The sequence below is a fragment of the Massilia sp. GER05 genome (assembly GCF_052056005.1).
In the GTDB taxonomy this organism is placed as follows: Bacteria; Pseudomonadota; Gammaproteobacteria; order Burkholderiales; family Burkholderiaceae_D; genus Telluria; species Telluria orientalis.
This window is the reverse complement of the sequence record NZ_CP178858.1, coordinates 13,711-26,915: the sequence shown is the minus strand read 5'-3', so window position 1 is coordinate 26,915 and position 13,205 is coordinate 13,711. Positions and strand designations below refer to the sequence as shown.

The 13,205-nt window shown below is 60.7% G+C and carries 5 protein-coding genes, 2 tRNA genes and 3 rRNA genes; 8 read left to right on the top strand and 2 right to left on the bottom strand.

Features of this window, described 5'->3' with window-relative positions; genetic code table 11:
- Positions 1–165: 165 nt before the first annotated feature.
- From ACL58G_RS00105 to ACL58G_RS00095, 3 genes are read left to right on the top strand one after another with little or no spacing between them, the layout of a single operon-like run.
- Positions 166–1,323 carry a porin gene (locus ACL58G_RS00105; protein WP_413342554.1) on the top strand — a complete coding sequence of 386 codons (1,158 nt, stop codon included), beginning with the start codon at positions 166–168 and terminating at the stop codon, positions 1,321–1,323.
- A gap of 7 nt (positions 1,324–1,330) precedes the next feature.
- Positions 1,331–3,406, top strand: a complete 2,076-nt coding sequence (locus ACL58G_RS00100; protein ID WP_440964556.1) for a 4Fe-4S binding protein — start codon at positions 1,331–1,333, stop codon at positions 3,404–3,406.
- Positions 3,403–4,377 (top strand): FAD:protein FMN transferase, encoded by a 975-nt coding sequence (locus ACL58G_RS00095; protein WP_413386550.1) that lies wholly within the window; start codon positions 3,403–3,405, stop codon positions 4,375–4,377. Before ACL58G_RS00100 ends, ACL58G_RS00095 begins: the two co-directional genes overlap by 4 nt.
- 4 nt (positions 4,378–4,381) lie before the next feature.
- On the opposite strand, the gene ACL58G_RS00090 is transcribed toward ACL58G_RS00095, so the two are convergent.
- Positions 4,382–6,325: a sigma-54-dependent Fis family transcriptional regulator gene (locus ACL58G_RS00090; RefSeq protein ID WP_440964555.1), complete on the bottom strand. Its 1,944-nt coding sequence runs from the start codon at positions 6,323–6,325 to the stop codon at positions 4,382–4,384.
- A gap of 586 nt (positions 6,326–6,911) precedes the next feature.
- Here ACL58G_RS00090 and ACL58G_RS00085 point away from each other — a divergent pair.
- The 5 genes from ACL58G_RS00085 (at position 6,912) to rrf (ending at position 12,035) form a co-directional block, all read left to right on the top strand.
- A 16S ribosomal RNA gene (locus ACL58G_RS00085) occupies positions 6,912–8,440 on the top strand.
- Positions 8,441–8,521: 81 nt separating this feature from the next.
- A tRNA-Ile gene (locus tag ACL58G_RS00080) sits at positions 8,522–8,598 on the top strand.
- Between the two features lie 11 nt (positions 8,599–8,609).
- Positions 8,610–8,685 (top strand) — tRNA-Ala (locus ACL58G_RS00075).
- Positions 8,686–8,905: 220 nt separating this feature from the next.
- Positions 8,906–11,798 (top strand): 23S ribosomal RNA (locus tag ACL58G_RS00070).
- A 124-nt stretch (positions 11,799–11,922) separates the two neighbouring features.
- A 5S ribosomal RNA gene (gene rrf / locus ACL58G_RS00065) occupies positions 11,923–12,035 on the top strand.
- The 16S, 23S and 5S rRNA genes sit together here with 2 tRNA genes alongside, the layout of an rRNA operon.
- A 572-nt stretch (positions 12,036–12,607) precedes the next feature.
- Here the strand turns inward: rrf and ACL58G_RS00060 are convergent.
- Positions 12,608–13,054 (bottom strand): VOC family protein, encoded by a 447-nt coding sequence (locus tag ACL58G_RS00060; RefSeq protein WP_440964554.1) that lies wholly within the window; start codon positions 13,052–13,054, stop codon positions 12,608–12,610.
- Positions 13,055–13,205 lie beyond the last annotated feature (151 nt).

The following is a 13,205-nucleotide window of genomic DNA, read 5'->3' as shown; positions in this document are numbered from 1 at the left end:
TCGGTGTGCGGACGGTCAAAACTGCAACACCTGATCCGATTCGCCACAGAAAAATACGCTGTTTCCTCGCTTTTCCCCGGGTGAGCGACCGGGCACGCAACTTGCCATCACTGTCGGTACATCTCAACGATGTATCCCACTACAAACAAGAAAGCGAGGAGACAAATGAAGAAGGTTCACGCATTGGCCGTCATGGCCTCGATCGGCGCCTGCACGCAAGCTTCCGCGGTCGACCTGAAGGCCGGCGACTGGACGGTCAACGTCGGCGGCATCGTCAACGCCTATTACACGGGCGTCTCGTGCAGCGGCGACGCCGTCGGCGGACTGGCGCTGGGCGGCCGCGCGCTCGGCTGCGGCGGCGAGGATCACCGCACCACCATCGGCAACGGCCTGCTGCCCAGCGGCCTCGTGACGTCCGTGTCGTCGACGCAGGGCGGCTTCGACGTCACCGCCAAGATCGGCATCTACGTCGCCACGGCGACGGACAGCGCGATCGCGCAAAACAGCACGGTCGACGTGCGCCAGGCCTTCTTCACGTTCGGCCGCGCGGACCTCGGCACGTTCAAGCTGGGCCGCGACTACGGCATCTTCGGCGCGAATGCGATCCTGAACGACATGACCCTCGTCGGCGCCGGCGCGCCGGTGCAGGCCACGCAGCGCGGCCGCGTGACGCTGGGCCACATCGGCGCCGGCTACAGCTACCTGGGCACGTATGGCCAGATCGTCTACAGCACGCCCAAGAACGACGCAGGCATCGGCTTCGACTTCGGCGTGATGAGCCCCGTGTCCGACACGCCGGTCATCGCCGGCCCGCGCTACTCGACCCGTTCGAGCCCGCAGGTGCAGGCGCGCCTCTCGTTCGCGCAGGACGGCTTCAAGGCCTGGCTCGGTGCCAAGACCCAGCGCTTCGAAACGCAGACGCCGGGCGCGAGCGACCTCACGATGAACGGCTTCGAAGCCGGCGCATCGTACCAGCTGGGCGCCGCCGGCCTGCTCGTCAACGCGCAGACGGGCCGCGCGCTGGGCATCCTGTCCGACGCCGACCAGGGCGACGTGCGCTCCAGGAACTTCCTCGTGCAGGGTACGTTCAAGACGACCGACGCGCTGAAACTGGGCCTGTCGTGGGGCCGCAGCGCCAACGACGACAACACCGTCGGCACGGGCGGCCTGAAGTCGAACGCCAACCTGACGGCCGGCGCCTACTATGCGCTGAACAGCGCGATCACGCTGGTGGCCGAGATCGGGCAGACGCGCTCGAAGGGCTTCGGCGGCGCCACCGCGCGCATGAACGGCGGTTCCGTCGGCGGCATCATCTTCTTCTGATGCGGCCATGAACCTGCTCCGCCTCGTCATCTGCTGGCTCCTGCTTTGCGCCGCGGCGCACGCCGGCACGCTGACGCAGGCGGAGCTGGCGCGGCGCTTCCCGGCGCCGCTGGTCGTCGGCGAAAAATCGGCCGACATCCCGGCCTGGCCGCTGTTCAAGCAGAACGGCACGGTGACGGAGCTGGTCGGCTATGCGTTCGAATCGGCCGACCTGGCGCCGGTGCCGGGCTTCGCCGGCGTGCCGCCGAATCTCCTCGTCGTCATGGACCCGAAAGGCACCTTCCTCGACGTGGCGGTGCTGTCGCAGCACGAACCGGTGTTCCTGGAAGGTCTCGGGGAAGCGCCCCTGCGGGAGTTTCTGCAGCAGTACCGCGGGCGGTCGCTGGGGCAGGGCATCACGGTCGGCGGCGCGAAGGGCAGCCTGGACGGAGTGTCGAAGGCGACGGCGTCCGTCCGCATCATCAACCAGAGCGTCCTGTCGGCCGCGCTGAAGGTGGCGCGCGCCAAGCTCGGTTTTGCGCAGGGGCGCGATCCGGGCCGCATCGGCCGGATCCGCATGGATGTCTTCGCGCCGCTGTCGCTGCAGGAGATGCTCGATGCGGGCCTCGTGCGGCATGTCCGCGTGCGCCGGGGCGACGTCGAGCGGCTGTTCGCGGGGAGTAGCGGCGCCGGACTGGATGCACAGGCGCTCGCGCAGCCTGACGACGTCTTCATCGACCTGTGGGTCGCGTGGGCGTCGGTGCCGGCCGTCGGCCGCAACCTGCTGGCGCCGCGCACGTGGAACCGGCTGCAGGGCAGGCTGGAACCGGGCGACCACGCGCTGCTCGTGCTGACGGCCGGTCCGCATACGCTTACCGGGGCGGACTTCGTGCGCGGCAGCGTCCCGCGCGGCATCGTGCTGCGCCAGGACCGCCTGCCGGTGGAGATGCGCGACCTCGATCTCGAACCGCGCCTGGCCGACGGCGTGCACCTGCCGGCCGACGAGATGCTGCTGCTCCGGGTCATCGCGCAGGCGGGCCTGGATCCGGCGCGCGCCCTCGACTTCGCGCTGCCCGTCACGCGCAGCAAGGGGATCGTCTATCCCGAGCGGATCACGCGCGAGATCGCGTTCTCGTACCGCCTGCCGGAGGCGTACTACATCGCCCCGGAGGGCGCCGCGCCGGCGTGGCAGGCCAGCTGGAAGGCGCGCCGCGTGGAGTTGCTCGTGCTGGGCGTGGCGCTCGCCCTGCTCGCGGCCGCGCTGTGGCAGCAGCGCCGGCTGGTGGCCCACGCGCGCCGCTTCGCCTGGCTGCGCCGCGCGTGGCTGCTGTTCACCATCGGCTTCATCGGCTATGCGGCGCAGGCGCAGCTGTCCATCGTCAATCTCACCGGCATCGTGCAGGCCCTCCGGGCGGGGCGGGGCCTGGATTACCTGCTGTTCGATCCGCTGACCGTGGCGCTGTGGGCATTCGTGCTCGTCTCCCTGTTCGTCTGGGGGCGCGGCACGTTCTGCGGCTGGCTGTGTCCCTTCGGCGCGCTGCAGGAATTCGCGGGTCTCGCGGGACAGGCGCTGCGGCTGCCGCAGGTCGCCGTGCGGCGCGTGCTCGATGCGCGCCTGAAGCGCGTGAAGTACGGCGTGCTGGCGGCGATCCTGCTGGCGGCCGTGTGGGCGCCGGCGCAGGCAGACCGGCTCGTCGAACTGGAACCGTTCAAGACCGCGATCACGCTGAATTTCGTGCGCGCCTGGCCGTTCGTCGCGTATGCCGCCGGCCTGCTGCTGGCCGCCATGGTCGTCAACAAGGCGTTCTGCCGTTATCTCTGTCCGCTCGGCGCGGCGCTCGCGCTGCTGGGCCGCGTGCGCCTGCTCGACTGGATCCCGCGGCGCGCCGAATGCGGCACGCCGTGTCAAACGTGCCGCCACCGCTGCGGCTACAACGCGATCGTCCCGAGCGGGAAGGTCGACTACGAGGAGTGTTTTCAATGTATGGAATGTGTCGTTATCCACGCAAGCGACGAACAGTGCGCGCCGCGGATCTTGGAGCGGAAGCGCAGCCGGACGATTCCGATCGTCCCGGCCCCGGACGTCATCGACAGGAGAGCATGATGCACAGAAGGACCTTCATCGCCGCCACCCTGGGCGGCATGGCCGGCGCCGCGGTGGCCGACGCGGCCGCAGCCGACGAACTGCCACTGCACAGCGGCGCCGCGCTGGCATTCGGGACGACGATCAGCGTCGCCGTGCGCCATGCGGACCCGGAAGCCGCGCAGCAGGCCATCGCCGCCGCGTTGGGCGAGGCGCGCCGCGTGGATGCGCTGATGAGCCTCCACCAGCCGCCCAGCCAGGTGTTCCGGCTGAACCGCGACAAGGTGTTGCACGGGCCCGACCCGCATCTGCTGACGGTGCTGGAGCATGCGCGCACCTTGTCGCGCCTGACGCAGGGCGCGTTCGACATCACGGTGCAGCCGCTGTGGCGCGCGTTCGATTCGGCGCACGGCGTGCCGCCCGAGCCCGAACGCATGCGCGCGCAACGCCTCGTCGGCTGGACGCAGGTGCAGGCGGGGCCGGAACGCGTCGTGCTGGCACGGAAGGGGATGGCGATCACGCTGAACGGCCTCGCGCAAGGCTATGCGACGGACCTCGCGCTGGCCGCGCTGCGCCGGCACGGCATCCGCCACGCGCTCGTCGACACGGGCGAATACGGTGCGCTGGGCCGCACCGGCGGGCGGCCATGGCACCTGGGCATCCGCGATCCGCGCAACGAAGACGCGGTGGCCGCGAGCCTGGTGCTGGACGGGCGCTGCGCCGCCACGTCGGGCGATTACGCGTCGGCGTTCACGTCGGACCTGCGCCACCACCACATCTTCGATCCGGCCAGCGGCGATTCGCCGACGGAGCTGGCCAGCGTCACGGTGCTGGCGCCCACCGGACTGGAGGCCGACGGCCTGTCGACCGCATTCATGGTGATGGGCGCACGCCGCGCGCACGCGCTGGCCGCGCACCTGCCGGGCGTGGACCTGCTCACGATCGGCAAGGACGGCGCGCGCTGGAAGTCGTCCGGCTTCCCGGCCGCTTGATCATTCATGGGGAGGTCTTCAGATGCGGCAGCTTGCGGTAAATGGTGTTGCGCGAGACGCCCAGCGCGCGCGCCGTCGCCGACACGTTGCCGCCGTTCGCCTCGAGCGACTTGAGGATCGCGGCCAGTTCCATCTCTTCGAGATTGGCGCCGGACGCGATCATCTGCTGGGCGGCGGGCGCGCTCGCGGGTGCGGTTTCGGGCGTCTCCGCGATGTCGTCCAGGAAGTCGTCCGGCATGTGGCGCAGGCCGATTTCTTCCTCGTCGCCGGCCATGATCGCGGCGGTGCGCAGGAGGTTCGTCAGCTGGCGGAAGTTGCCCGGCCATTTGTGGCGCTTGAACAGCCGCAGTACCTCGTCCGAGATCGTGTGCGTGCCGCCCGTTTCGTTCTCCACAGAGAGGATTTTTCGCACCACCGTTTCGAGGTCGGTGCGCTCGCGCAGCGGCGGCAGTTTCACCACGAGGCCGTTCAGGCGGTAATACAGGTCTTCGCGGAACAGGCCCTCGGCGATGCGGCGGCGCAGGTTGTGGTTCGTCGCACAGATCACTTCCACGTTCACCGGGATCGACTTGCCGCTGCCGAGCGGGGTAACCATCCGTTCCTGCAGCACGCGCAGCAGGCGGGCCTGCAGCGGATAGGGCATGTCGCCGATCTCATCGAGGAACAGCGTGCCGCCGTTCGCCTGCAGGATCTTGCCGACCGCCCCCTTCTTGCGCGCGCCGGTGAACGCGCCGTCCTCGTAGCCGAACAGCTCCGATTCGATCAGCGTCTCGGGAATCGACGCGCAGTTCACGGCGACGAACGGCCCTTGCGCGCGCGGCGAATCGTTGTGGATGGCCTGGGCCAGCAATTCCTTGCCGGTGCCCGTCTCGCCCATGATCATGATCGGCACGTCGCGCCCGAGCACGCGGTTGACCTTGTCGATGACCTGTTCGAGCTGCGGGTCGCCCGTGTTCAGGTAGCGCAGGCCGGACAGGCGCCGCGTGGGTGCCTTCGCGGGCACCTGTGCGATGGGCGCCATCTGCGTCGCATCGTCGAACGCGCCGGTGAGCACGTGCACGCCGTTCGTCAGCCGCAGTTCCGCCCGGCCGCGCACGCGCACGCCGTTGTGCATGCACAGGTCGAGCAGGCCGGGTGCCGCCGTGCGGTAGTGATCGTACAGGGCGGAGACGGGAAGGCCGAACAGGGAGCTGAACGTATGGGCCTGCAGTGCGGGATACGAGAGGCCCAGCTGGAACAGGCCGTTGCGGTTGGCGGCAAGGAAGCGGCCGCCCGGGCTGAACGACGCGATCCCTTCCATCAGCGTGCCGATGAATTCGGGGCGCGTGTGGAAGTGCAGGGTGATCGCGTTTTCGAACGTCGCCGCGAACAGCTGGTTCTCGATCATCAGGGCGGACATGCGCACGAGGGCCATCGTGTGCTTGTGAAAGCTGCGCCGGTCGCCGCTGACGTCCAGCACGCCGACCACGTTGCCGCGGTGGTCGGTGATCGGTGCCGCGGAGCAGGTCAGGAAGTGGTTCGCGGAGAGGAAGTGCTGGTCCGCATGGATCGTCGTCGGCACCCGTTCCGCGATCGCGGTGCCGATCGCGTTCGTGCCCTTGCTCTCCTCGGACCAGGCGACGCCCGCCGTCAGCGCGACGCGGTTGGCCTTTTCGAGGAAGTCGGCGTCGCCCAGCGAATGCACGATCACGCCCTGCGCATCCGTCAGCAAGACCATGTTGTGGGTGTTGGCGATCTGCTGGTACAGCGTTTCCATCGCGGGCACCGCGTGGCTGTACAGCAGGCGATTCTGTTCGACCAGATAGGACAGGTCGGTGCCGGATACGGGGGTGAAATCGGGCCGTGAATCGGGGCTCAGGCCGAATTGTTCGGAGCGTCGGTGCGAGATCGCGATCATCGTTGCCATGTCGTCGCCGGGGGCGAGCAAGCCTGCGTGTTGATAAGTCATTCCAAGTCTCCTGGTTGGCCCTGGACCGCGGCTCTATATTGGGAATCGACTGTTCATAAATGTAGCACCTGTACCAGAACGGAACAATCAAGCGTGTAAATATGCTCCGTTTTATTGATGCTTTGTTTTATGCAACACACAGTAAGCAAGCTGGATGCCAGCTTTTTAGGCACTGCAAAACAGGCCTTGCGCAGGTGCCTGCGCGTTTGCTATAGTTCGCGTCCTGCTTCTGCAGCGCACAAAAAGTTTAACTGAATCAACCAGTTAAGCTTGTCAGATCGATTACATCGAGTGTGTTGCAGAAATAGACGAGGGGTTGACGAGTTAAACGAAACACTGCATAATCTCGTTCCTCTGCTGCTGACGAACAAAACGATTCGCAAGCGCAGCAAGGCAGTACCGAATACAGCTCTTTAACAATCAACAGTCGATAAGTGTGGGCGTTTGATGAAGTGCCAGCATCCTTCGGGGTGCTGAATGCTTAAATTATCAAATGTTCACACAAAAGAAATACGTTGCTCAGCAATGAGTGACGGTCAGTATTTTGAGTGAGCGATCTGCTACGAAAGTAGCAAAAACAGAGATTAAACTGAAGAGTTTGATCCTGGCTCAGATTGAACGCTGGCGGCATGCTTTACACATGCAAGTCGAACGGCAGCGCGGGGCAACCTGGCGGCGAGTGGCGAACGGGTGAGTAATATATCGGAACGTACCCAAGAGTGGGGGATAACGTAGCGAAAGTTACGCTAATACCGCATACGATCCAAGGATGAAAGTGGGGGACCTTCGGGCCTCATGCTCCTGGAGCGGCCGATATCTGATTAGCTAGTTGGTGAGGTAAAGGCTCACCAAGGCGACGATCAGTAGCTGGTCTGAGAGGACGACCAGCCACACTGGGACTGAGACACGGCCCAGACTCCTACGGGAGGCAGCAGTGGGGAATTTTGGACAATGGGCGCAAGCCTGATCCAGCAATGCCGCGTGAGTGAAGAAGGCCTTCGGGTTGTAAAGCTCTTTTGTCAGGGAAGAAACGGCTCAGGCTAATATCCTGGGCTAATGACGGTACCTGAAGAATAAGCACCGGCTAACTACGTGCCAGCAGCCGCGGTAATACGTAGGGTGCAAGCGTTAATCGGAATTACTGGGCGTAAAGCGTGCGCAGGCGGTTTTGTAAGTCTGTCGTGAAAGCCCCGGGCTTAACCTGGGAATTGCGATGGAGACTGCAAGGCTTGAATCTGGCAGAGGGGGGTAGAATTCCACGTGTAGCAGTGAAATGCGTAGAGATGTGGAGGAACACCGATGGCGAAGGCAGCCCCCTGGGTCAAGATTGACGCTCATGCACGAAAGCGTGGGGAGCAAACAGGATTAGATACCCTGGTAGTCCACGCCCTAAACGATGTCTACTAGTTGTCGGGTCTTAATTGACTTGGTAACGCAGCTAACGCGTGAAGTAGACCGCCTGGGGAGTACGGTCGCAAGATTAAAACTCAAAGGAATTGACGGGGACCCGCACAAGCGGTGGATGATGTGGATTAATTCGATGCAACGCGAAAAACCTTACCTACCCTTGACATGTCAGGAACCCTCGAGAGATTGAGGGGTGCCCGAAAGGGAGCCTGAACACAGGTGCTGCATGGCTGTCGTCAGCTCGTGTCGTGAGATGTTGGGTTAAGTCCCGCAACGAGCGCAACCCTTGTCATTAGTTGCTACGAAAGGGCACTCTAATGAGACTGCCGGTGACAAACCGGAGGAAGGTGGGGATGACGTCAAGTCCTCATGGCCCTTATGGGTAGGGCTTCACACGTCATACAATGGTACATACAGAGGGCCGCCAACCCGCGAGGGGGAGCTAATCCCAGAAAGTGTATCGTAGTCCGGATCGCAGTCTGCAACTCGACTGCGTGAAGTTGGAATCGCTAGTAATCGCGGATCAGCATGCCGCGGTGAATACGTTCCCGGGTCTTGTACACACCGCCCGTCACACCATGGGAGCGGGTTTTACCAGAAGTAGGTAGCTTAACCGCAAGGAGGGCGCTTACCACGGTAGGATTCGTGACTGGGGTGAAGTCGTAACAAGGTAGCCGTATCGGAAGGTGCGGCTGGATCACCTCCTTTCTAGAGTGGCACTGGGAGCTAACGCTCCATCATCAAGCGCCCACGCTTATCGGCTGTTATAAAGTTAAACGAGAACAGTTCGGGTCTGTAGCTCAGTCGGTTAGAGCACCGTGTTGATAACGCGGGGGTCGTTGGTTCGAATCCAACCAGACCCACCAGTTACCAAAATGGGGGATTAGCTCAGCTGGGAGAGCACCTGCTTTGCAAGCAGGGGGTCGTCGGTTCGATCCCGTCATCCTCCACCACTCTCTGTTCACTGCATTTATGTAAGGCACAAGCTTTAGATAAGTGTAGTTCTCGTTCTTTAACAATCTGGAAGAAGTAAAGTTTTCTTTAAGCGTTCAATACGTTGAAAAATGTATCGAACACTTAGGGTAGAAAATCTGTATGTATCAACAAACAAAGTAAGCTGAATCCTTGTCGATATGACGTTCCCTGATACTCATGCAGGGGCCAACGTTATAGGGACAAGTGAATAAGTGCACATGGTGGATGCCTTGGCGATTACAGGCGATGAAGGACGTAGTAGCTTGCGATAAGCTGCGGGGAGTGAGCAAACACACTTTGATCCGCAGATTTCCGAATGGGGAAACCCGGCCTTTTAGGTCATTGCATACTGAATACATAGGTATGCAAAGCGAACGCGGCGAACTGAAACATCTAAGTAGCTGCAGGAAAAGAAATCAACCGAGATTCCCAAAGTAGTGGCGAGCGAAATGGGATGAGCCTTGTACGTGATAGTCGATCGAATAGTGGAACAGCCTGGAAATGCTGGCCATAGAGGGTGATAGCCCCTTACACGAAATTCGAACGGTGGTACTAAGCGTACGACAAGTAGGGCGGGACACGAGAAATCCTGTCTGAAGATGGGGGGACCATCCTCCAAGGCTAAATACTCGTAATCGACCGATAGTGAACCAGTACCGTGAGGGAAAGGCGAAAAGAACCCCGGGAGGGGAGTGAAATAGATCCTGAAACCGTGTGCATACAAACAGTCGGAGCCTCTTCGTGGGGTGACGGCGTACCTTTTGTATAATGGGTCAGCGACTTACATTCAGTGGCGAGGTTAACCGGATAGGGGAGCCGTAGAGAAATCGAGTCCGAACAGGGCGACAGTCGCTGGGTGTAGACCCGAAACCAGGTGATCTACCCATGGCCAGGATGAAGGTGCGGTAACACGCCCTGGAGGTCCGAACCCACTAATGTTGAAAAATTAGGGGATGAGCTGTGGGTAGGGGTGAAAGGCTAAACAAACCTGGAAATAGCTGGTTCTCTCCGAAAACTATTTAGGTAGTGCCTCAAGTATCACCATCGGGGGTAGAGCACTGTTATGGCTAGGGGGTCATTGCGACTTACCAAACCATTGCAAACTCCGAATACCGATGAGTGCGAGCTTGGGAGACAAACGTCGGGTGCTAACGTCCGGCGTCAAGAGGGAAACAACCCAGACCGCCAGCTAAGGTCCCAAAGATTGGCTAAGTGGAAAACGAAGTGGGAAGGCTAAAACAGTCAGGATGTTGGCTTAGAAGCAGCCATCATTTAAAGAAAGCGTAATAGCTCACTGATCGAGTCGTCCTGCGCGGAAGATGTAACGGGGCTAAGCCAGTCACCGAAGCTGCGGATATGTTTCTTAGTATTTATACTTTGATCCATATGGTAGGAGAGCGTTCCGTAAGCCTGAGAAGGTGTCTTGTAAAGGATGCTGGAGGTATCGGAAGTGCGAATGCTGACATGAGTAGCGATAAAGAGGGTGAAAAGCCCTCTCGCCGAAAGCCCAAGGTTTCCTGTTCAACGTTCATCGGAGCAGGGTGAGTCGGCCCCTAAGGCGAGGCAGAGATGCGTAGCTGATGGGAAGCAGGTTAATATTCCTGCACCGTCGTATGATGCGATGGGGGGACGGATCGCGGAAGGTTGTCCAACTGTTGGAATAGTTGGTTCTTGACTCATAGAAGGCGCTTAGGCAAATCCGGGCGCGTAATTCAAGGGGTTGAGACGTGTGTCCTTGTGACACGAAGCAATCGGAAGTGGTTCCAAGAAAAGCCTCTAAGCTTCAGTCATACGAGACCGTACCGCAAACCGACACAGGTGGGCGAGATGAGTATTCTAAGGCGCTTGAGAGAACTCGGGAGAAGGAACTCGGCAAATTGGTACCGTAACTTCGGGATAAGGTACGCCCCGGTAGCTTGAATGGTTTACTCCATGAGGGTGAAAGGGTTGCAATAAACTGGTGGCTGCGACTGTTTAATAAAAACACAGCACTCTGCAAACACGAAAGTGGACGTATAGGGTGTGACGCCTGCCCGGTGCTGGAAGATTAAATGATGGGGTGCAAGCTCTTGATTGAAGTCCCAGTAAACGGCGGCCGTAACTATAACGGTCCTAAGGTAGCGAAATTCCTTGTCGGGTAAGTTCCGACCTGCACGAATGGCGTAACGATGGCCACACTGTCTCCTCCCGAGACTCAGCGAAGTTGAAATGTTTGTGATGATGCAATCTACCCGCGGCTAGACGGAAAGACCCCATGAACCTTTACTGTAGCTTTGCATTGGACTTTGAACCAATCTGTGTAGGATAGGTGGGAGGCTTTGAAGCGGGGACGCCAGTTCTCGTGGAGCCAACCTTGAAATACCACCCTGGTTCGTTTGAGGTTCTAACCTTGGCCCGTGATCCGGGTCGGGGACAGTGCATGGTAGGCAGTTTGACTGGGGCGGTCTCCTCCTAAAGTGTAACGGAGGAGTTCGAAGGTACGCTAGGTACGGTCGGACATCGTGCTAATAGTGCAATGGCATAAGCGTGCTTAACTGCGAGACCGACAAGTCGAGCAGGTACGAAAGTAGGACATAGTGATCCGGTGGTTCTGTATGGAAGGGCCATCGCTCAACGGATAAAAGGTACTCTGGGGATAACAGGCTGATTCCTCCCAAGAGTTCATATCGACGGGGGAGTTTGGCACCTCGATGTCGGCTCATCACATCCTGGGGCTGTAGCCGGTCCCAAGGGTATGGCTGTTCGCCATTTAAAGTGGTACGTGAGCTGGGTTTAAAACGTCGTGAGACAGTTTGGTCCCTATCTGCCGTGGGCGTTGGAAATTTGAAGGGGGCTGCTCCTAGTACGAGAGGACCGGAGTGGACGAACCTCTGGTGTACCGGTTGTCACGCCAGTGGCATTGCCGGGTAGCTAAGTTCGGAAGAGATAACCGCTGAAAGCATCTAAGCGGGAAACTCGCCTTGAGATGAGATTTCCCGGAGCCTTGAGCTCCTTGAAGGGTCGTTCGAGACCAGGACGTTGATAGGTCAGGTGTGGAAGTGCAGTAATGCATTAAGCTAACTGATACTAATTGCCCGTACGGCTTGTCCCTATAACCTTGGCAGTCATTGCCAACGCAAGGGTTCGGCTGTTTGTTGAGACAACAGATTACGAAAACTGCTTCTTCCGGATTCAGAGTGACGCATGCATAAGCTGCGGCACTCGTACAAGTTATGCCTGATGACCATAGCAAGTCTGTACCACCCCTTCCCATCCCGAACAGGACCGTGAAAAGACTCTGCGCCGATGATAGTGCTGCAACCAGTGTGAAAGTAGGTTATCGTCAGGCTAGTTATTAAGAAAACCCCGTCGAGTGATCTCGACGGGGTTTTTCGTTTTGGAAAAACGAAGCCCGCTCGCCCGGATTGGCACTGCCAATCCTCGCACTGAGCGGGCTTTTTGCTTTTCAGCGCGGCGCCAGCATCGCCCAGATCAGCACCATCGCGACGATAAACGGAAATCCAGAGCATCCGGCGAACCCGCACCGACAGCCAGTACAGCGCCAGCATGGCGAGAGCGGGCACATTGTTGTCGAGTTTACGACTCAACGGCAGCGCAACGACGCCCTGCAGCGCGACCGCATACCACGCCATGCGGCCGGCCGTGCGGAGGCTGTTGCCCCGGCTTGCGTCGCGGTCGTCGTAGGTGGCCAGGATGCCGAGCGCCAGCGGGATGGAGTCGGGCGATGCGTCCTCGCCCAGGTGGCCCTGGCGCAGATTGACCAGGTAGCGGTCGGATGCGCCCGGGGCCAGGCACAACTCGGTTTCACAATGGACGATGCCGTCTATTTGTCGCCGGACCAGGCTCGCCGTTCCGATCAGTTTCACGCGTCGCCCTCGGGGTCATGTGGAATCTTGCATTCTATGCATCGTTGCTCTGCTGATAAAGGTGCAGACGTGCGGCGATGGGATGGTCCGGCCGCAGCTGCAGCAGGTCCCACAGGTTGCCGTACAGGTCCGCGAACACGGCCACGGTGCCGTAGTCCTCTTCCTTCGGAGCGCGCACGAAGTGCACGCCATGCCCGCGCAGGCGTTCGTAATCGCGCCAGAAATCGTCGGTGTTCAGGAACAGGAAGACGCGGCCACCGGCCTGGTTGCCGACGAACGGCACCTGTTCCGGCTTCGATGCCTTGGCCAGGAGCAGGGTGGTGCCGGCGCCGCCCGGGGGCGCCACCACGACCCAGCGCTTGTCCTGCGCCGGCTGGTACGTGTCGTCCAGCAGCTCGAAACCGAGTTTGCCGACGTAGAAATCGATGGCTTCGTCGTAGTCGCGCACGAGCAGGGCGATGTGGACGATGGCTTGGCGCATAGGGACCCCTTTGTTGTTTATTGGCTAAATAGAAGTGTAGCAGCCGTTTGACCGGCACCCCGGCAGTCGGTAGACTCGAATGATTGCGCTACCAAAAATAACGATAAAGCAATGTTTTATAACATCCGGGGGCCGTCGGTCATTCAACGGA

Bases quoted from the DNA above. Each gene is read 5' to 3' on its own strand.
- ACL58G_RS00095 (WP_413386550.1), top strand. From the start codon at position 3,403: ATGATGCACAGAAGGACCTTCATCGCCGCCACCCTGGGCGGCATGGCC.
- ACL58G_RS00105 (WP_413342554.1), top strand. From the start codon at position 166: ATGAAGAAGGTTCACGCATTGGCCGTCATGGCCTCGATCGGCGCCTGC.
- ACL58G_RS00100 (WP_440964556.1), top strand. From the start codon at position 1,331: ATGAACCTGCTCCGCCTCGTCATCTGCTGGCTCCTGCTTTGCGCCGCG.
- ACL58G_RS00060 (WP_440964554.1), bottom strand. From the start codon at position 13,054: ATGCGCCAAGCCATCGTCCACATCGCCCTGCTCGTGCGCGACTACGAC.
- ACL58G_RS00090 (WP_440964555.1), bottom strand. From the start codon at position 6,325: ATGACTTATCAACACGCAGGCTTGCTCGCCCCCGGCGACGACATGGCA.